General features: G+C 66.4%; 16 protein-coding genes and 1 tRNA gene. 9 read left to right on the plus strand and 8 right to left on the minus strand.

What is annotated here, in order from left to right; genetic code table 11:
- The first annotated feature begins 117 nt into the window (after positions 1–117).
- Together E1832_RS12415 and E1832_RS12420 are read left to right on the plus strand one after the other, a co-directional pair.
- The gene (locus E1832_RS12415; protein ID WP_133360087.1) at positions 118–1,035 is read left to right on the plus strand and encodes a helix-turn-helix transcriptional regulator; all 918 of its coding nucleotides are present in this window, start codon (positions 118–120) and stop codon (positions 1,033–1,035) included.
- A 2-nt stretch (positions 1,036–1,037) separates the two neighbouring features.
- A complete protein-coding gene (locus E1832_RS12420) occupies positions 1,038–2,189 on the plus strand; it encodes a 3-hydroxyacyl-CoA dehydrogenase family protein (RefSeq protein ID WP_133360088.1) in 1,152 nt (383 codons plus the stop codon).
- A gap of 75 nt (positions 2,190–2,264) precedes the next feature.
- On the opposite strand, the gene E1832_RS12425 is transcribed toward E1832_RS12420, so the two are convergent.
- A complete protein-coding gene (locus tag E1832_RS12425; protein WP_133360089.1) occupies positions 2,265–3,488 on the minus strand; it encodes a winged helix-turn-helix domain-containing protein in 1,224 nt (407 codons plus the stop codon).
- A 4-nt stretch (positions 3,489–3,492) separates the two neighbouring features.
- Positions 3,493–4,518 (minus strand): LacI family DNA-binding transcriptional regulator, encoded by a 1,026-nt coding sequence (locus E1832_RS12430; protein WP_133360090.1) that lies wholly within the window; start codon positions 4,516–4,518, stop codon positions 3,493–3,495.
- 112 nt (positions 4,519–4,630) lie between these two features.
- Here E1832_RS12430 and E1832_RS12435 point away from each other — a divergent pair.
- Positions 4,631–4,707, plus strand: a tRNA-Arg gene (locus E1832_RS12435).
- A gap of 41 nt (positions 4,708–4,748) precedes the next feature.
- On the opposite strand, the gene pepT is transcribed toward E1832_RS12435, so the two are convergent.
- From pepT to E1832_RS12455, 4 genes are all read right to left on the minus strand, one after another.
- Positions 4,749–5,990: a peptidase T gene (gene pepT / locus E1832_RS12440; RefSeq protein WP_133360091.1), complete on the minus strand. Its 1,242-nt coding sequence runs from the start codon at positions 5,988–5,990 to the stop codon at positions 4,749–4,751.
- A 94-nt stretch (positions 5,991–6,084) separates the two neighbouring features.
- The gene (locus E1832_RS12445; protein WP_425358974.1) at positions 6,085–7,644 is read right to left on the minus strand and encodes a DUF427 domain-containing protein; all 1,560 of its coding nucleotides are present in this window, start codon (positions 7,642–7,644) and stop codon (positions 6,085–6,087) included.
- A gap of 86 nt (positions 7,645–7,730) precedes the next feature.
- On the minus strand, positions 7,731–8,432 hold the full coding sequence (locus E1832_RS12450) for a winged helix-turn-helix domain-containing protein (RefSeq protein WP_133360093.1): 702 nt from the start codon (positions 8,430–8,432) through the stop codon (positions 7,731–7,733).
- Positions 8,404–8,706, minus strand: coding sequence for a hypothetical protein (locus tag E1832_RS12455; RefSeq protein ID WP_133360094.1), 303 nt, complete (start codon positions 8,704–8,706; stop codon positions 8,404–8,406). Before E1832_RS12455 ends, E1832_RS12450 begins: the two co-directional genes overlap by 29 nt.
- A 186-nt stretch (positions 8,707–8,892) precedes the next feature.
- Here E1832_RS12455 and E1832_RS12460 point away from each other — a divergent pair, with 186 nt between their 5' ends.
- The 5 genes from E1832_RS12460 to E1832_RS12480 all read left to right on the plus strand — a co-directional run bounded on the left by E1832_RS12460 (position 8,893) and on the right by E1832_RS12480 (position 14,353).
- Entirely contained in the window at positions 8,893–9,297 is a 405-nt protein-coding gene (locus E1832_RS12460) for a hypothetical protein (RefSeq protein ID WP_133360095.1), read from the plus strand.
- Between the two features lie 254 nt (positions 9,298–9,551).
- Positions 9,552–10,814 (plus strand): SulP family inorganic anion transporter, encoded by a 1,263-nt coding sequence (locus tag E1832_RS12465; RefSeq protein ID WP_133360096.1) that lies wholly within the window; start codon positions 9,552–9,554, stop codon positions 10,812–10,814.
- A gap of 42 nt (positions 10,815–10,856) precedes the next feature.
- Positions 10,857–11,489, plus strand: coding sequence for a ribonuclease HII (locus E1832_RS12470; protein ID WP_133360097.1), 633 nt, complete (start codon positions 10,857–10,859; stop codon positions 11,487–11,489).
- An 89-nt stretch (positions 11,490–11,578) separates the two neighbouring features.
- Positions 11,579–12,685 (plus strand): site-specific DNA-methyltransferase, encoded by a 1,107-nt coding sequence (locus E1832_RS12475; protein WP_133360098.1) that lies wholly within the window; start codon positions 11,579–11,581, stop codon positions 12,683–12,685.
- A 279-nt stretch (positions 12,686–12,964) separates the two neighbouring features.
- Positions 12,965–14,353 carry an adenylate/guanylate cyclase domain-containing protein gene (locus tag E1832_RS12480; RefSeq protein ID WP_133360099.1) on the plus strand — a complete coding sequence of 463 codons (1,389 nt, stop codon included), beginning with the start codon at positions 12,965–12,967 and terminating at the stop codon, positions 14,351–14,353.
- Between the two features lie 10 nt (positions 14,354–14,363).
- Here E1832_RS12480 and E1832_RS12485 read toward each other — a convergent pair whose 3' ends face one another.
- Positions 14,364–15,506 carry an alkane 1-monooxygenase gene (locus tag E1832_RS12485; protein WP_133360100.1) on the minus strand — a complete coding sequence of 381 codons (1,143 nt, stop codon included), beginning with the start codon at positions 15,504–15,506 and terminating at the stop codon, positions 14,364–14,366.
- 67 nt (positions 15,507–15,573) lie between these two features.
- The gene (locus E1832_RS12490; protein WP_133360101.1) at positions 15,574–16,653 is read right to left on the minus strand and encodes an A/G-specific adenine glycosylase; all 1,080 of its coding nucleotides are present in this window, start codon (positions 16,651–16,653) and stop codon (positions 15,574–15,576) included.
- Between the two features lie 83 nt (positions 16,654–16,736).
- Between E1832_RS12490 and E1832_RS12495 the strand changes: the two genes are divergently transcribed.
- On the plus strand, positions 16,737–17,243 hold the full coding sequence (locus tag E1832_RS12495) for a DUF721 domain-containing protein (RefSeq protein ID WP_133360102.1): 507 nt from the start codon (positions 16,737–16,739) through the stop codon (positions 17,241–17,243).
- The last annotated feature ends 1 nt before the right edge of the window (position 17,244 follow it).

Raw genomic sequence — 17,244 nt, forward strand, 5'->3', positions numbered from 1 at the left:
AGTGACCCCGGAATCCGCAGGATAGTGCAGATCGTGTCCGTTTTACGGCAAAAGGGTTTGAACGCTGCGCTGGCCCGGTCTAGGTTTGTGCAATATTTTTCATAACCGACTGGTGGCATGACCGAAATCACCAACTTCCGAGGCGAGGCGACCCCGCAATCGCAGGCGACCCGGGTCGAGGCCGAGGTGTCGGCGCTGATCCAGCGGGTGGGCGAACGTGTGCGCCGCGCACGGGAACGGCGCGGTATCCCGCGCCGGGTGCTGTCGGACATGTCCGGCGTCTCGCCGCGCTATCTGGCGCAGCTTGAGGCGGGCGAGGGCAATATCTCCATTGGATTGTTGCAGCGGGTGGCCTCCGCGCTCGATCACCGGATCGAATGGCTGGTGGGCGAAGAGGATCCGTGGAACTCCGACGCGCTGCGGGTGGCGGACATGTTCCGCAGTTCCAGCACGGATGTGCAACAGGCAATCCTGCGCAAGCTGAACCCGGAGCCGGCCGAGGCGCTGCGCGGCCATCGCCTTTGCCTGATCGGCCTGAGGGGCGCGGGAAAATCGACCCTTGGCGCGCTTCTGGGTCAGGCGCTCAACATCCCCTTTGTCGAGCTGAACTCCGAGATCGAGGAACAGAGCGGCATGCCGGTCGAAGAGGTGATGGCGCTCTATGGGCAGGAGGGCTATCGCAAGCTGGAGGCGCAGGCGATCTCCCGCATCATCGCCACCCATGACAGCATGGTTCTGGCCGTCGCCGGCGGCCTCGTCGCCGAGCCCGAAACTTACAACCAGCTCCTCGGCCATTTTCACACCATCTGGCTCAAGACATCGCCCGATGAGCATATGGCGCGGGTGCGGGCGCAGGGGGACGAACGCCCGATGGCCGGCAACCCCGAGGCGATGGAACAGCTCAAATCCATTCTGACCAGCCGCGAGGCGCTCTATGGCCGGGCACAGGCGCAGCTCGACACCTCCGGGCAATCGGTCGAGGCATCGCTGGCGCAGCTATTGGCGCTGATCGAAGAGCGGAAGTTTCTGGGCTGAACATGGGACGCGCCCTGATCGTCGGTGCCGGACCCGCCGGGGTCACCGCCGCGCAATTGTTGATGCGGGCGGGTTACGACGTGGCGCTGGCCGAGCCGGATGCGGACACCGCCCGGCGGATGCGGGACATGCTGGCGCAGGCCGGGCTGGACTTGAGCGTGACCGACGGGCCGGGCGATCCGGCAGGGGCCGCCCTCACCATCGAGGCGCTGGAGGATGAGCCGGAGCAGCGGGCGCCGGTTCTGGCGCATCTGGCCGGCCGTTGCCCGGCCGAGGGCCTGTTGCTCTCCACCGCGCTGAGCGGACTGTCGGGCCGCATCATCGGCTTTCGCCTCTATACCCCCGCGCACCTGCGCAAGCTGGTCGAGATCGCACCCGGGCCGGATGCCGCCGAGGTTCAGATCGCCGCCGCCTTTGCCCTGGCCGGCGCGCTGGGGCGGCACGCCGTGCGCGCGCCGCATGACCGCCCCTCGATCGGCACCCGGTTGATGCGGCGGCTGTACGAGGCCGCCGACACCCTGCTGATCGAGGGCGCCATCCCGCATGAGCTGGACGAGGCGATGGTGGGCTTCGGCTGGGACATCGGCGTCTACGAGGCGCAGGATCTGATCGGGCTGGCCATCGCCTATGCCGACCGCAAGGCGCAGGCGGAGACGCGCGACCCGAACCGCCGCTATATCCCGATCCAGGACCGCATGGTCGAGGAGGGGCGGCTGGGCAAGGCCGCCGGCGTCGGCTGGTACCGGTATCCCGGCGGTGGCGGCGCGGTGATCGACCCGCTGGTCGAGGATCTGGTGCGCGAGGAGGCCTGGTTCGCCGGGGTGACCCCGCGCGCCTTCACCGCCGCAGAACTGCAGCAGCGGCTGGTGTTGGCGCTGATCCACGAGGGCGCGCTGATGCTGGCGGACGGCACTGCGGTTTCGGCGCGGGACATTGATACCGTCAGCCTCGCCGGGCTGGGCTTTCCCGCGCGGCTGGGCGGGGTGATGGCCTGGGCCGATGCGCGCGGCGCAGTTTGGGTGGCCGATGCGCTGGCGCGACTGGCAATCGAGGATGCGGCGGTCTGGACGCCGCCGGACCCGATCCTGGAATGTGCCGCGGATGGGACGCGGCTGGCGGAGTGGACAGCAGATGGCTCGGATAAAGGTGACTAGGGCCGCGCCTGCCCGGCGTAATCGCCGGGCGAAACATCGGGCTCGGGCCGCACGCTGGAAGAAACCGGTCGGAGCCTAACCCACAGATCCCGGTTCTCTGAGCCAGCCATCGGCAAAGTTCACCTCCGCCACCCCGGCAAGGCGGGCCACCCGCGCCAGTTCCGCCTCCAGCCGAGCCTGTCGCGGGCCGGTCCAGCGCACCCCCCGCTCGGGCCAGAGCGCGGTGACATGCAGCCGGTCCCGTCCCCGGTCCGCCTTCATGTCGATGCGGCCGACCATCCGCTCCCCCTCCAGCAGGGGAAAGACATAATAGCCGTATTTGCGCTTTGCGGCCGGCACAAAGATCTCGATCCGGTAGTCGAAGCCGAACAGACGCAGTGCCCGTGCCCGGTCGCGCAGCGCCGGATCGAACGGGCTGAGCACCCGTAACCGCCCCGGCGCCGGGCCAAGGCGGGCGGCCTCCTCCTCGATGTCCGGGCGGGCAAAGACCCGGCGTGCGCTGCCGTCGGCGCAGGTGATCGCCACCTCGACGATCTCGCCCCGCGCCTGCGCGGCAGCGCACCAGGCCTTGGCCTCTGCCGGGGTCACGATGTCCCAGAACGCCGCCAGTTCGCCGGGGGTGGCGAACCCCAGCCGGTCCAGCGCCGCGGTGCAGGCCCAGTCCAGGGTTTGCTCCGGCCCGGGGCGGGCGTGATCGGCCAGCAGCCCGGCGTCGATCACCCGCTCGGTCAGGTCATAGACCTTTCGGAACCCTTCGCGTCCGACGATGCTGAGCGTGCCGGAACGCCAGAGATATTCCAGCGCGGTCTTGGACGGGTGCCAGTCCCACCAGCCGGTGCTGCGCTTTTGCCCGTCGTTTCCGAGATCGGCGGAGGTGACCGGCCCGTGATCGCGGATATGATGCAGAACCGGCTCGAACTGGTCGTCGAACCGGTGCCCCTGCCAGTCGCGCCAACGGCGTTTCAGCCGCTCCGCATCGCGGACAAAGCGCAGATGCCAATGGGGAAAGAAGTCCATCGGGATCATCGCCGCGTCGTGGGTCCAATGCTCGAACAGCGCCCGGTCGGTTTCATAGAGGCGCGTCAGATGCCCGGGCCGATAGGCCGGGCGGCGCGAGAACAGGATCATGTCATGGGCGCGGGCGACGGTGTTGACACTGTCGAGCTGGACAAAGCCCAGCCGCCGGATCACCGTCAGCAGATCGGCGCCCTTGCCAGCGCCGGCGGGCGGCTCGCCCAGCCCGTGCCGGTGCAGGAACAGCCGCCGTGCGGCGCTTGTGCTCAGCCTTGGGGGCGCCATCGGCTCAGCCCCGCTTCAGCGTGTCGCCATAGCTGATCTTGGGGGTCAGCACGACCTGGTTCTCGACCTCGCGCGGGGGCGTCTCCAGACGCGCCACGATAATCTCGGCCGCCTTGCGCCCGATCTCCAGCCGGCAGGCGTCCATCGTCGCAAGCTGGCGCGGCAAACCCTGCAGCAGCTCGACCCCGTTGAACCCGGCAAGCCCGATCCGCCCGGGGATGTCATAGCCCTTTTCCAGCAGGTAGAGCAGCCCGCCAGCCCCGATCATGTCGTTGGAATAATAGAGGAAATCCAGATCCGGCGAGCGCGCCAGCATCTGGGCCGTCATCTCGCGACCCTTGGCCAGCGCCGATCCGCCGGAATAGAAGGCGCGATCCGCGATCTCGATCCCGTGTTTGGCCAGCTTTTCTGTGAACCCCTCGAAGCGTTTCCGGGCGCGGTGGTCCAGCGGCATCTTGGTGCCCATGAAGCCGATCCGGCGATAGCCCGCCTCGACGATCGCGCGGGCCATCTCGCGCCCGGCGCGGCGGTGCGAGATGCCGACCATCGCATCCACCGGCTTGCCGTCGGTATCCATGATCTCGACCACCGGAATGCCGGCCGCCTTGAGCATGGCGCGCGCGGCGTCCGAATGCTCCAGCCCGGCGATGATCACGCCGGACGGGCGCCAGGACAGGATCTCATAGAGAACCCGCTCCTCCTTTTCCGGCAGGTAGTCGGTGACGCCGACCACCGGCTGCAACTCGGTATCCTCCAGCACCCGGTTGATGCCGGTCAGCACCTCGGGAAACACCATGTTGGACAGCGACGGGATGATCACCGCGATCAGGTTGACGCGATTCGAGGCCAGCGCGCCGGCGATCTTGTTGGGCACGTAGCCCAGCGCCTTGGCGGCGGCGAGCACCCTGGCGCGAGTGGCCTCGGACACATCGCCGCGGTTGCGCAGCACGCGGCTGACCGTCATCTCGGAGACGCCTGACGCCTCGGAAACATCGCGCAGGGTAAGCGGGCGTTTGTTCTCAACCGTCACAGGTGACCCTTTTTGCCGGAATGCCATGACGTTACCGCGAAGAGACGATGCTGTTCAAGCGTATGCAAAACCGGTGACAAGCCGGAAAAACCCGTCTAAACAGCCCCGCGACGGCCCCGTGGCTCAACTGGATAGAGCAGCCCCCTCCTAAGGGGCAGGTTACAGGTTCGAATCCTGTCGGGGTCACCACTTTTCGACCGAACCCGGCGCGCCGCGGCGATTGCGTCCGCTTAGGTTCCGCTTGCCGCCCGTTCCACCAGCTTCAGGCACAGCCCGGTGGCGACGGCCATGTCCTGGACCGAGATCCACTCCAGCGGCCCGTGGATGTTCTGCATGCCCGTGAACAGGTTGGGGCAGGGCACCCCCATCTCGGTCAGCCGCGAGCCGTCGGTGCCGCCGCGGATCGGCACCGAAACCGGCTCGAGCCCGAGGTCGCGGCAGGCCGCCTGCGCCAGGTTCACCGGGGTCATGTCCTGTTCCAGCCAATAGCGCATGTTGCGGTATTGCGGGCGGATCTCGCAGGTGATGGTCGCGCGCGGCTCGGTCGCCTGCACCGCTGCGCAGACCTTGCGCAGCATCTCGCCGGTCTTTTCCAGCCCGTCGCGTTCGAAGTCGCGCAGGATCATCTTGATCTTCATCTGCGACGAGCCGCCGCTCATCTCGGTCGCGTGCCAGAACCCTTCCAGCCCTTCGGTCACCTCCGGCGTCATGGTGGCCTGAGGCAGCATCTCGATGATCTTCGAGGCGAGGTGAATGGCATTGACCATCTTGCCCTTGGCAAAGCCGGGGTGGATGGAGACGCCGGTGATCTTCACCTCTGCGGCATCGGCGGAAAAGGTCTCGTACTCAAGTTCTCCCACCCTGCCGCCGTCGAAGGTATAGGCGAAATCGGCGCCCAGATCCTTGGGCAGGCGGGAATCGACGCCGCGCCCGATTTCCTCGTCGGGGGTAAAGGCGATGCGGATCGGCCCGTGTGCGATCTGCGGGTTTTCCAGCAGGTGCCGCGCGGCGGTCATGATGATCGCCACCCCCGCCTTGTCGTCCGCCCCCAGCAGGGTCAGACCCGAGGCGGTGATGATGTCATGGCCGATCTTTTCCGCCAGATAGGGCGAGGCCTCGGGCGACAGCACCAGCGCGGGATCGTCGGGATAGGTGATCTCGCCGCCGTTATAACCCCTGATCACCCGCGGTTTCACGCCGCTTGCGTTGAACTGCGGCGCGGTGTCCACATGGGCCAGCAGGCCGACGGTGGGGCCGGGCACGGTGCCGGGGATGGTGGCCAGCACGGTGCCGTAATCGGTGAGCGTCACATCCTGCGCGCCGATCTCGGTCAGCTCGCCCTCCAGCAGCCGCAGGACATCGAACTGGATCTCGGTGCTGGGCGATGTGGGCGAATCCTCGTCGCTCTGGCTGTCTATGGCGGCATAGCGGGCAAGGCGCGCTTCCAGCTCCTGATCGAATGGGGTTTGCATCGGACCTCCTGTCTGTTGCGACAGAGAAGGGCGGCGGCGGGGGGTGAAGTCAACCCCGGGCCGGTGCCTGCCGATCCGCGCCCCGACCGGCCGCTTAGGATGGATCGGCGGCGGCGATCCCGAAACAGCGCACCGGATGCGACACGTTGCGCAGCACCGCCTCGCCCAACGGAATGCCGTCGGTGCATTCGGTGACGAAATCCTCCGACACAACGATCGGGTAGCCGCTGGATTTGCCGTAATCGCCCAACCGGGCGGCGATGTTGGCCGCATGGCCGATAACGGTAAAGTCGAGCCGCTCCCGCGATCCGACATTGCCATAGGTGACACCTCCGTAGGCGATGCCTATCGCGCTTTCGCAACGCGGATGGTCGCCGTCATCGCCGGTCTCGGCCAGCGCGGCGACGATGCCGCGCGCCGAATCCATCGCCTGGGCCCTTGCGATCGTCGAATCGTCGCCGGCGGGAAAGACGGCAAGCACGGCGTCGCCGATGAACTTCAGGACCTCACCGCCGTTGTCCTGCACGATGCCCGACACCGTGTCGAAGAATTGGTTGAGCAGCGTGATGTAGGAATGCCGCCCCAGGCTTTCCTCCAATCGCGTCGATCCGCGCAGATCGCAGAACATGATGGCGGCGTCGATCTCATCGCCATCGCCACGCCGGATCTGGCCGCCCAGCACCCGCGCCCCGGTGCGCTTGCCGACATAGGTTTCCAGCAATGCCTGAGCGGTCTCTTTCTGGCGGAACACCTCGTAGAACCGGCTGATAACGGCGGCGCATTCGAACACCTGGCCGAGGTTGGCGGTGGTAAAGCCTTCCGGATGATCGCTGGTCAGGGTCAAAACGTTGATGCTCCCGTCGGAGAACGGCAGCGGCATCGCCACGTAGTCGGTGGCGCCCTGTGCGCGCAGGTCTTGCAGGATTGGAAAGCTGATGGTGTAATTCGGAACGTCCAGCCGCTGGCGCACGCCGCCGCGCCCCTCGGCCACATGCCGTAGCGGGCTCTGTTCATACGCGTCGGCGCCGTGCAACTCGTAGGTGGGGGCAAAGGTGGTGATCTCCTCCTCGCCGTTCGTCCAGACATATATCTTGCCGACGATCTGCGGATGCAGCGACCAGATCAGAACGCTCAACCGCGACACGGGTATGCCGCCGCGCCGCATCTGCAGCGCCAAGGCGCGGGTGAACGCCTCGGGACCGGTCTCTTCCGAGGCGCTGCGCATCAACCAGTCGACCAGGGGGCCGGCGACATGGTGGTCATCCTCCACCTGCAGGACGTTCTCGCCGAGGTCGAGGTCGGTATAAGCGTCGGGCATGAAGGCGACATAGCCCTCCACGCCGGCACTTTCCGGCAAGCTGTCTTCATAGCTCCAGACCGCGTTGGCGATCCGGTCGCCGCCAACGGTGATGTCGCGGTAACTCGCCGTGCCCTTGAAGGGGCAGAAGGTCTGCAGCGAAACCGGCTCGGACAGCGGAACCCGCAGGTCTTCACGCGGAAAGTAGATCGAGGGCGACAGCCCGGTTTCGAACATCACGCGGGCGCGGGTGCTTGTGGCCAGCAGAACGCCGTCGCGCCAAACGGACACCGGCCCCTTCAGCGTTTGTACATCTATGCCGTACTCTCCGACATGCGATGGAACGTGGACGTTCACCCGATCTCCCCCTGATGCTCCGCCAACATGGGACATGGACGCTCGGTTTCCAAGGGCGGGGTCCCGATGCGATTGCCCCCGGGGACTCACACCATCCGGATCACATCCTTTTCGATCGCCAGCATGTATCCCCGCCGCGCGATGTTCTTGACCAGAAGCTCGCTCACCATCTGGTTGCCCAGCGTATCGCGCAGCCGCTTGATCCGCGTTGCCCCGGCGGCCTCCTCGCAATCGGAGGCATCGCGGCCCGAGATGGTCGCTTCGATCTCCGCCCCTGACAGAACCTCGTCATCCAGCCGCGCCTCGGCCAGAACCGACAGCGTCTCCATCGCCGCCGCGGTCAGCTTGAAGTCCATGTTGTTGAGATAGACGGTGTTCTCTTCCCGACTGATCAGCAGCGAGTTGACCTGGATACCGGCCCGTTCGATCTGCGCCATGCGCCGGTTGAGGCCAGCCAGCAGCACCAGGAACACCAGGGCGGCCACCATCATCGCGGTGGCAAAGACCAGCAGCACAAAGATGACCATGCGGTAGCTGGCCAGCGTGTCGGCAAAGGCGGTGCCCGACTGCGCGAGGATCTCCAGCAGCTTGATCTCGGTGCCGGTGGTCAGGTCGCTTTCGACGAACAGCCGCTCGACCCGCGCGTTGAAGGCATTGGCGTCCGGCAGGGTCAGCAGCAGGACCAGCCCGGCCCCCGCCAGAATCGCCACGATCGCCGCGATTCCGAAACCGACGATGCGGGTCCCTGCCCGCCGCGAGTCAGAACCGGAGATAGAAGCGTCCGGCATTGGCCTTCCTTCCTTCCAGCCCTTCGGGGCCGAACACTGACATGACGTTCAGCAAGGTCCAGCCGTTCTGTTGCAGACGGGCCGAAACCTCGGCCCGCGCCGATTGGCGGTCGCAGCCGCCGTTCAATTGCATCACGCCGTAATGCAGCTTCAGCGGGTTGTCGCGCTTGGCCTTGTAATCGGCAAAGCACCCGGCGGCCGAGGCCGGTACGGCCGACACGGCAGCCGCCGCGAGACCGGTAACAAGGGCGAGTGAGAGCAGGATCTGTTTCATGGGGCCATCCTGACCGCAGCGCGCCGGTTATTCAATAACCACAGGGCTTTGCCGCGGCTGTCATTCGATAACAACGGGCCGTTATTGCCTGTCCGGGCGCCGCGGGCCGAGGGTGGATGCATCACCGCCACGGGCTGCAACAGCCGCCGGCACCGAAACGGATCGCAATCACGAAAGGATCCCTCCATGACCCGCAAGGTTTTCTCGCACCGCTCCTTCATCGCCCTGGTCTCCGGCCTCGCGCTGGCGGTGGCCATCACCGGCGCAACCGCCGCCCCGGCCCGCGCCGACAATGACGCCGCACGCATCTTTGCCGGGCTTGTCGGGCTTGCCATCATCGGCGCCGCCATCGAGGACAGCCGCAACGACCGTACAACCGTCGTCCAGCAGCGCCGGGTGGTGGTGCACCAGCCGCCGCAGCATGTCTATCAGCCGCAACCCCGGACCTACTATCAGCCGCCGCACCGCTACCAGCATGTCTATCAGCAGCCGCGCCCGCGCTACTACGCGCCGCAGCCGCCCCGGCGCGAGGTGACCAAGATCGTCAACAAGAAGGTCGTCAACAAGCGCATCGTGCACGTCCACCGCTGACGCCGGCCAGACAGACAGCAAATTCGATAGGGCGGCCCCGTGGCCGCCCTTTTTTTCAACCCGGGGGAGTTGCAACCGGCGCGGCGATCGCATTCTATGCAGCCATCCTGATCCGGACAGGACCCCGCTTGGCTGCCGCGCCTCACCTGGCGCCCCAGCGGGGCCGCGCGCGACACCGTACGCGACCGACGCCACCCCCGACCGGGGCGGCGCGGGGGCCTGCCCGTTCAACCTCGACATGCATGGGCCGCGCAATGAAACCCAAGATTCTGACCACTCTGAAAACCTATACGATGCCGGATTTCGGCACCGACGTGCTGGCGGGCATTACCGTGGCGATGGTGGCGCTGCCGCTGAGCCTGGCCATCGCCATCGCCTCGGGGGCCGATCCGGCCACCGGGCTGGTCACCGCGATTGTCGCGGGGTTTCTGATTTCCGCCTTCGGCGGCAGCCGGGTGCAGATCGGCGGGCCAACCGGCGCCTTTATCGTGGTGGTCTATGGGGTGATCGCGGATCACGGCTATGACGGGCTGGTGCTGGCCACCCTGATGGCCGGGATGATTCTGCTGATCGCCGGCTATCTGCGTGCGGGAAACCTGATCGCCTATGTGCCCGAGCCGGTGATCAACGGGTTCACCATCGGCATCGGGGTGATCATCGGCACCAGCCAGCTGAAGGATTTCTTCGGCCTCTCGATGGAGGAGGTGCCGGCGGATTTCGTCGAGAAGATCCCGGCGCTCTGGGCCGCGCGCGACACGGCGGGATGGGAAAGCTTCGGCATCGGCCTCTTCACCTTGTTCGCGATCGTCGCGCTGCGGCGGCTGTTCCCGCGCTTTCCGGGGCTGATCGTGGCGGTTGGGGCGGGCTCGGCCATCGCCGCCCTGCTGACCCTGCCGGTGGATTCGATCTTTTCCCGGTTTGGCGCGCTGCCCGATACCCTGCCGATGCCGTCACTGCCCGATCTGTCCTATTCCCGGGTGATCGAGTTGTTGCCCTCGGCCGCCGTGATCGCCTTTCTCGCCGGGGTGGAATCGCTGCTTTCGGCGATGGTGTCGGACCGGATGATCGGCGGTCAGCACCGCCCCAATGCCGAGATCCGGGCGCAGGGCCTGGCCAACATCGGCTCGGCGCTGTTCGGCGGGCTGCCCGCGACCGGCGCCATCGCCCGCACAGCCACCAATGTGCGCGCCGGCGGCAAGACGCCGGTGGCCGGGCTGGTGCATGCGCTGACCATCCTAGCGGTGATGATGCTGGCCGCGCCGCTGGCGGGGTATCTGGCGATGCCGGCGCTTGCCGCGCTGCTGATGCTGACCGCCTGGAACATGAGCGAGCCGGACAAATGGCGCATCTACATGCGGGCGCGGGTGTCCGACCGGGTGCTGCTTTTGCTGACGCTGGTGCTGACCGTGATGACCGATCTGACCGTGGCGATTGGCGTCGGTGTTGCGGTGGGCCTCGCCCTGCGCTTGCGCCGGCGCAAGGTGCCGCCGGCCGAATGGCACACGCCGGACCGCTGAGCCCCCTTGCGCTGCCCCGCCCGCCGGGGCAGCAAGGGCGGCATGAATAGCCCCGATTTCAGCCTTGAGCAGGAATTGCGCGCACAGGGACACCTGCGCGTCGCCGGTGTCGACGAGGTCGGCCGTGGCCCCATCGCGGGGCCGGTGACCGCCGCCGCCGTGATCCTGGACCCGCAGGCGATCCCCGAGGGGCTCAACGATTCCAAGAAACTCACCGCGCGACGCCGCGAGGCGCTGGAACAGGCGCTGTGGGATTGCGCCGAGGTTGCCATCGCCCACGCCAGCGTCGCTGAAATCGACGAGATCAACATCCTGCGCGCCAGCCATCTGGCGATGGAGCGCGCGGTCGCGGCGCTGGACCCGCCTCCCGATTTCCTGCTGATCGACGGCAATATGATTCCCCGCGGGCTGACCCTGCCGGCCCGCGCCGTGGTGAAGGGCGATGCGATTTCGGTGTCGATTTCGGCGGCCTCGATCATGGCCAAGACCTGCCGCGACCGGCTGATGGTGGATTTGGCGCAACAGCATCCCGGCTATGGCTGGGAAACCAACGCGGGATACCCGTCGAAAACCCACAAGGCGGCGCTCCGAAATCTCGGTGTCACCCCACACCATAGACGTTCATTCAAGCCGGTACACAATATCTTGTATCAAGATAATTCCATAAGTGATTGATTCAAAAAAGAAATTGACGGCGAATCGGGATTGACTCATCTTTACTGCCAATACGTGAGCGCACCAAAGCGCCGGGACAGAGGCAGAAAATGACGAAAACGAAATCCAAGAGCGCCGCGGCGCTCCCGCTGAATTCTATCCTGGACGGCGACTGCATCGAGGTGATGAACAGTCTGCCGGAGAACAGTATCGACCTCATCTTCGCCGACCCTCCCTACAATCTGCAGCTCAAGGGTCAGTTGCATCGCCCCGACAACAGCCAGGTCGACGCGGTGGACGATCACTGGGACCAGTTCGATTCCTTTGCCGCCTACGACAAGTTCACCCGCGAATGGCTCGCCGCCGCCCGCCGGCTGCTGAAACCCAATGGCGCGATCTGGGTGATCGGCTCCTATCACAATATCTTCCGGGTCGGCGCCGCCCTCCAGAACGAGGGGTACTGGATCCTCAACGACGTGGTCTGGCGCAAGGCCAACCCGATGCCGAACTTCCGCGGCAAACGCTTTACCAACGCCCATGAGACGATGATCTGGGCCTCGAAATCCGAGGGCGTGAAATACACCTTCAACTACGAGGCGCTGAAATCGCTGAACGAGGGCATCCAGATGCGCTCTGACTGGGTGCTGCCGATCTGCACCGGGCATGAGCGGCTCAAGGACGACAACGGCGACAAGGCACATCCGACCCAGAAACCGGAATCGCTGCTGCACCGGGTGCTGGTGGGGTCCACCAACCCCGGCGACGTGGTGCTTGACCCGTTCTTCGGCACCGGCACCACCGGCGCCGTGGCCAAGATGCTGGGCCGCGAATTCATCGGGATCGAGCGTGAGGAAGCCTATCGCAAGGTTGCCGAAAAACGCATCGCACGGGTGCGCAAGTTCGACCGCGACGCGTTGCAGGTCAGCGCCAGCAAACGTGCCGAACCGCGCGTGCCCTTCGGCCAGCTTGTCGAACGCGGCATGCTGCGCCCGGGCGAAGAGCTCTTTTCGATGAACAAACGCTACAAGGCCAAGGTGCGCGCTGACGGCACCCTGATCGGCGGCGAGGTCAGGGGCTCGATCCATCAGGTCGGCGCCGCGCTGGAAGGCGCGCCCAGCTGCAACGGCTGGACATACTGGTGTTTCAAGAAAGAGGGCAAGACCGTGCCGATCGACGTGCTGCGTCAGCAGATCCGCTCGGAAATGCGCGAGGCTTAAAACCCCTGACAAGCCCGGAATGACCGCCGGTGCCCGCAGCCGATCTTCGGCCATGCGCAAGGCACCGCACCTTGCCCCGCCTGTCTGGCGGGGCATTTTTTCCATAGCCTGCCGGCGCTGTCCGGCGGCGGTTCTGGTCTCATTCCGGTCGGCGCGGGGCGCGCCGGTGGCCGGTCCACACCGCTCACCACGCGCCTTTTCGCCATGCACCCCTGCCGTTTCGGGCGCAGGGCGGCTAAAGAAGGGGTATCCGCTTCACCATCCACGGGGACGCAGCAGATGACGGACAGCGCAGGCAGCCGGTTGCGATCACCGCGCGCGATCATGGCCGACCTCGATCCGGCCGCCGACAAGCCCAGCAAATACACAGAGGCCGCGCTGCGGCGGCACAAGCGCGAGGGGCTGGAGCTGGCGGTGCGGGCCCGCTGGGTCGCCATGGCGGTGATCGCGGTCTTGCTGGTCGGTCTCAATCCGCAGTGGGAGGTCCTGTATTATCACGCCATTCTGGGTCTGTTGGCGGTGAACGGCTGGCTGATCCAGCGGGTCGGGCGGGTCGGCCAGTCGCGCGCCGAACTGGTGCTGATCTTTGCCGATCTGGCGATCATGACCCTGGGCATGGTGTTGCCCAACCCGCTGAGCGATGACAGCCTGCCGCTGGCGATGCAGTACCGCTATGGCAATTTCATCTATTTCTTCGTGATCCTGGCCGCCGGCACGCTGGCCTTTTCCTGGCGCACCGTCATCGCCATCGGCACCTGGACCGCTATCATGTGGACCGCGGCGCTACTCGCCGCCTGGTGGCTGGTCATCCCGGTGCCCGAGCTTTCGGCGGCCGCGCAACGCGCCTTTGCCGGGCAGCCCGATCTGGCCGCCTGGCTCGATCCCAACGGGTTTCAGGTGCGGCTGCGGATGCAGGAGGTCGTGGTCTTTCTGATCGTCGCGGTCACGCTGGGGTTCTCCTCGCGCCGGTTCAACCGGCTGCTGGTGGACAATGCGGCGCTGGAACGCGAACGCGCCAACCTGTCGCGCTATTTCTCGCCCAATGTGGTCGACGAGCTGTCGCAGAACGACGAGCCGCTGAAACAGGTGCGCCGGCAGGAAATCGCGGTGCTTTTCATCGATATCATCGACTTCACCCGTTTCACCGCCGACCGCGATCCCTATCACGTGATCGAAGCGCTGCGCGGCTTTCACGCCAGGATGGAGGCCGAGGTGTTCCGCCATAACGGCACGCTCGACAAATATCTGGGCGACGGGCTGATGGCGACCTTCGGCACGCCGCTGGCAGGCGAGACGGACGCGACCAATGCGCTCGATTGCGCCCGCGCCATGATCCGGGTGATGGACGCCTGGAACGTCGAGCGCCGCCGCATGGGCGAGCCCGAAATCCGCGCCGGCATCGGCGTGCATTACGGCACCGCCGTTCTCGGCGACATCGGCGTCAACCGGCTGGAATTCGCTGTGATCGGCACCTCGGTGAACGTCGCCAGCCGGCTGGAGACGCTCAGCCGCCCGCTTTCGGCCCGACTGGTGATCAGCGACGCCCTGCGCGCCCGCGTCCTGGAAGAGACCGAAGACCCCGGCGATAGGCTGGTGGGGCTCACCCGCCGCCCCGACCAGACCATTCGCGGGATCGGGGAAAAGATGACGATCTGGACGCTGGAGTAAGCCCCGGGGCTCAAACGCTCCCCTTCGGCAACGGGTTGGCAGCCCTGGCATAGGGCGTCCAGTCGGTGATTTCGGGGTAATACATCGCCCGCCAGTGGCGCACGCGCGGGTTCATCATCCGGCGCCACAGCGGCGGGATCATCGCCGCAACCGTCATGATCGGATAGCCATAGGGAAGCTGCGGTGCCTCGGCCGCGGCGTAATTCTGCAACAGCGGAAACCGCCTGTCGGGTTTGTAGTGATGGTCCGAATGGCGCTGGAGGTTGATCAGCAGCCAGTTCGACGCCTTTTGCGCCGCGTTCCAGGAATGCTGCGGCAGGACATGTTCGTACCTGCCCTCGCCCAGGTGCTTCCGCGTCAGCCCATAGTGCTCGACGTAGTTGACCAGTTCCAGCTGCCAGACCGCCACGCCCGCCTGGATCAGGAACAGACCCACCCCGGCCCAGCCGCCCAGCAGACCGGCCAGCGCCAGCATCGCCGCCTGAAGGCTCCAGTAACGCCAGAACGGGTTGGCCGTATCGGTCCAGGACCGCCCCTTGCGCGCCAGCCTAGCCTTTTCGGCGCGGAAGGCCGAGATCAGGCTTTCCCTCAGCACCCGCGGATAGAACCGGTGGAACCCCTCGTTGTAGCGTGCCGTGACCGGATCGCGCGGGGTGCCGACATAGCGGTGATGCACCAGCAGGTGCTCGGACCGGAAATGCGAATAGAGCACCATCGCCAGCAGCAGATCGCCCAACAGGCGCTCGGTCCGGTTCTTCTGGTGCATCAGTTCGTGGCTGTAGTTGATCCCGATGGTGCCGGTGATCACGCCGACGCCGAAAAACAGCACGACCTTTTCCAGCACCGACAGATGCCCGCTGTGGGAAACGTACCAGATCATGCCGAACAGGGTCGCGGCCTGTAGCGGCACCCAGAGGCTGGTCAGGACCCGGTACCAGAACAAATCTTCCGCCGGCGTCTCCGGGTCCGCGTTTTCCAGGTTCAGCCCGGTCAGCCGGTCCAGCGCGGCGAACAGGTACCAGGTGATCAGCGGCAAAAGGATCACCGTCCAGCCGCCCTGAACCGCGCCCAGCCAGGCGACGGGGATCAGCAGGAACGAGATCCAGAAGGGCAGCGCACTCTGCCAGCGGGCCAGCTTTTCGGCGGGGATCATCGGCGACCTCGTCAGGTTGTACAAAACAAAGGCGATTCTACCCAATCCGCGGCGCTTTGCCCATGGGTCACGCAGCCCCGCCGCGCCAGAGGTCATAGGCCTTGCGCATCACCGTCGGCAGGTCGCTGGGCCGGAAGGCATCGCGGCTCAGAACCTCGCCCGCCGTCGGCGCCGCCGCATCGGGCAGCGGCGCGGTCTTCACCGTGAGGATCAGATGGAAATGGGTAAAGGTATGGCGCACCTCGCCCGGCAGCGTGGTCCAGTCCGCCTCAAAGGGCGGGCGGTCCTGCGGCGCCTCGCCCCAATCCGATCCGGGCCAGCCCAGCATCCCGCCCAGCAGCCCCTTGTCCGGCCGCCGTTCCAGCAGCAGCGCGCCGTCGCCGCGACGGGCCAGATAGACGATACCGCGCCGGGTCGGCTTGGGTTTCTTCGGCGTCTTCTTCGGCAGGCCCGGCGCCGTGCCCGCCGCCCGGGAGCGGCAGCGGTCGCGCAGCGGACAGATGCCGCAGGCCGGCGACTTCGGGGTGCAGATCGTCGCGCCCAGATCCATCACCGCCTGGGCATAATCGCCGGGCCGCTCTGCCGGGGTATGCCCGGCGGCGCGGGCCTTCAACTCGGGCTTGGCGGTGGGCAGCGGCGTTTCAATGTCGTGCAGCCGGGCCATCACCCGCTCGACATTGCCGTCCATCACCGTTTCCGGCCTGTCAAAGGCGATGGCGGCAATGGCGGCGGCGGTATAAGGACCGACGCCCGGCAGCCGCAACAGCGCGTCATGGCTGTCGGGAAAGCGCCCGTTCAGTTCACCCGTCACGAAACGTGCGCATTTCAACAGGTTGCGCGCCCGCGCGTAATATCCCAGTCCGGCCCATTCGCCCATCACGGCGCCATCCCCGGCCGCCGCCAGTGCCCCCACATCCGGCCAGAGCATGGTGAAGCGGTGGAAATAGTCGCGCACGGCGGCCACCGTCGTCTGTTGCAGCATCACCTCGGACAGCCAGACGCGATAGGGATCGGGCCGCACCCCCGCCGCCCGCGCCGCCGGACTGACCCGCCAGGGCAGATCCCGGGCATGGGCATCGTACCAGGCCAGCAGGTCGCCCGCGATGGGTTCGGGGTCGAACCCGCTTTCGAAATCGGAGTCACGCAATCTTTATCCGTCCGCCTTTCGGGTTTCGCTGGTACTCGGGTTCCTGAGGCATAGAATAACGCGCAGCAGATGGGAATCCATGCATGGCACCGCGCCGATCGACAACCCGGGGCTTCAAACGTACCGCGACGCTGCTGAACGAGCAGATCCGCCGCGCCGGCGAGAGCCGGGGCTTCGCCGTGACCCGGGTCCTGACCCATTGGGCCGAGATTGCCGGCCCCGACATGGCGGCGGTCTCGCGCCCGGTCAAGATCGGCTATGGGCGTGGCGGCTTTGGCGCCACGCTGACGGTCCTGACCACCGGCTCCCACGCGCCGATGCTGGACATGCAGAAGGATCAGCTGCGCGACCGGGTGAACGCGGTCTATGGCTACAACGCGATCAGCCGGGTGCGGATCACCCAGACCGCCCCCACCGGTTTCGCCGAGGGTCAGGCCCGGTTCGAGCGTCCGGAGCCGCCGCCGCCGCCCGAGCCGGCGCCGGAGATCTGCCGCGATGCCAGCGAGACCGCGGGCGCCATCACCGACGATGGTCTGCGCGCGGCCCTTGAACGTCTGGGCCGCAACGTTCTATCCAGACACAGACATTGAG

This window comes from Antarcticimicrobium luteum, from assembly GCF_004358185.1.
Taxonomy (GTDB): domain Bacteria; phylum Pseudomonadota; class Alphaproteobacteria; order Rhodobacterales; family Rhodobacteraceae; genus Antarcticimicrobium; species Antarcticimicrobium luteum.

Coding starts and splice junctions, on each gene's coding strand:
- E1832_RS12455 (WP_133360094.1), bottom strand. CDS start 8,706: ATGAAACAGATCCTGCTCTCACTCGCCCTTGTTACCGGTCTCGCGGCG.
- E1832_RS12480 (WP_133360099.1), top strand. CDS start 12,965: ATGACGGACAGCGCAGGCAGCCGGTTGCGATCACCGCGCGCGATCATG.
- E1832_RS12485 (WP_133360100.1), bottom strand. CDS start 15,506: ATGATCCCCGCCGAAAAGCTGGCCCGCTGGCAGAGTGCGCTGCCCTTC.
- pepT (WP_133360091.1), bottom strand. CDS start 5,990: ATGCAAACCCCATTCGATCAGGAGCTGGAAGCGCGCCTTGCCCGCTAT.
- E1832_RS12450 (WP_133360093.1), bottom strand. CDS start 8,432: ATGCCGGACGCTTCTATCTCCGGTTCTGACTCGCGGCGGGCAGGGACC.
- E1832_RS12460 (WP_133360095.1), top strand. CDS start 8,893: ATGACCCGCAAGGTTTTCTCGCACCGCTCCTTCATCGCCCTGGTCTCC.
- E1832_RS12465 (WP_133360096.1), top strand. CDS start 9,552: ATGAAACCCAAGATTCTGACCACTCTGAAAACCTATACGATGCCGGAT.
- E1832_RS12415 (WP_133360087.1), top strand. CDS start 118: ATGACCGAAATCACCAACTTCCGAGGCGAGGCGACCCCGCAATCGCAG.
- E1832_RS12425 (WP_133360089.1), bottom strand. CDS start 3,488: ATGGCGCCCCCAAGGCTGAGCACAAGCGCCGCACGGCGGCTGTTCCTG.
- E1832_RS12495 (WP_133360102.1), top strand. CDS start 16,737: ATGGCACCGCGCCGATCGACAACCCGGGGCTTCAAACGTACCGCGACG.
- E1832_RS12470 (WP_133360097.1), top strand. CDS start 10,857: ATGAATAGCCCCGATTTCAGCCTTGAGCAGGAATTGCGCGCACAGGGA.
- E1832_RS12475 (WP_133360098.1), top strand. CDS start 11,579: ATGACGAAAACGAAATCCAAGAGCGCCGCGGCGCTCCCGCTGAATTCT.
- E1832_RS12420 (WP_133360088.1), top strand. CDS start 1,038: ATGGGACGCGCCCTGATCGTCGGTGCCGGACCCGCCGGGGTCACCGCC.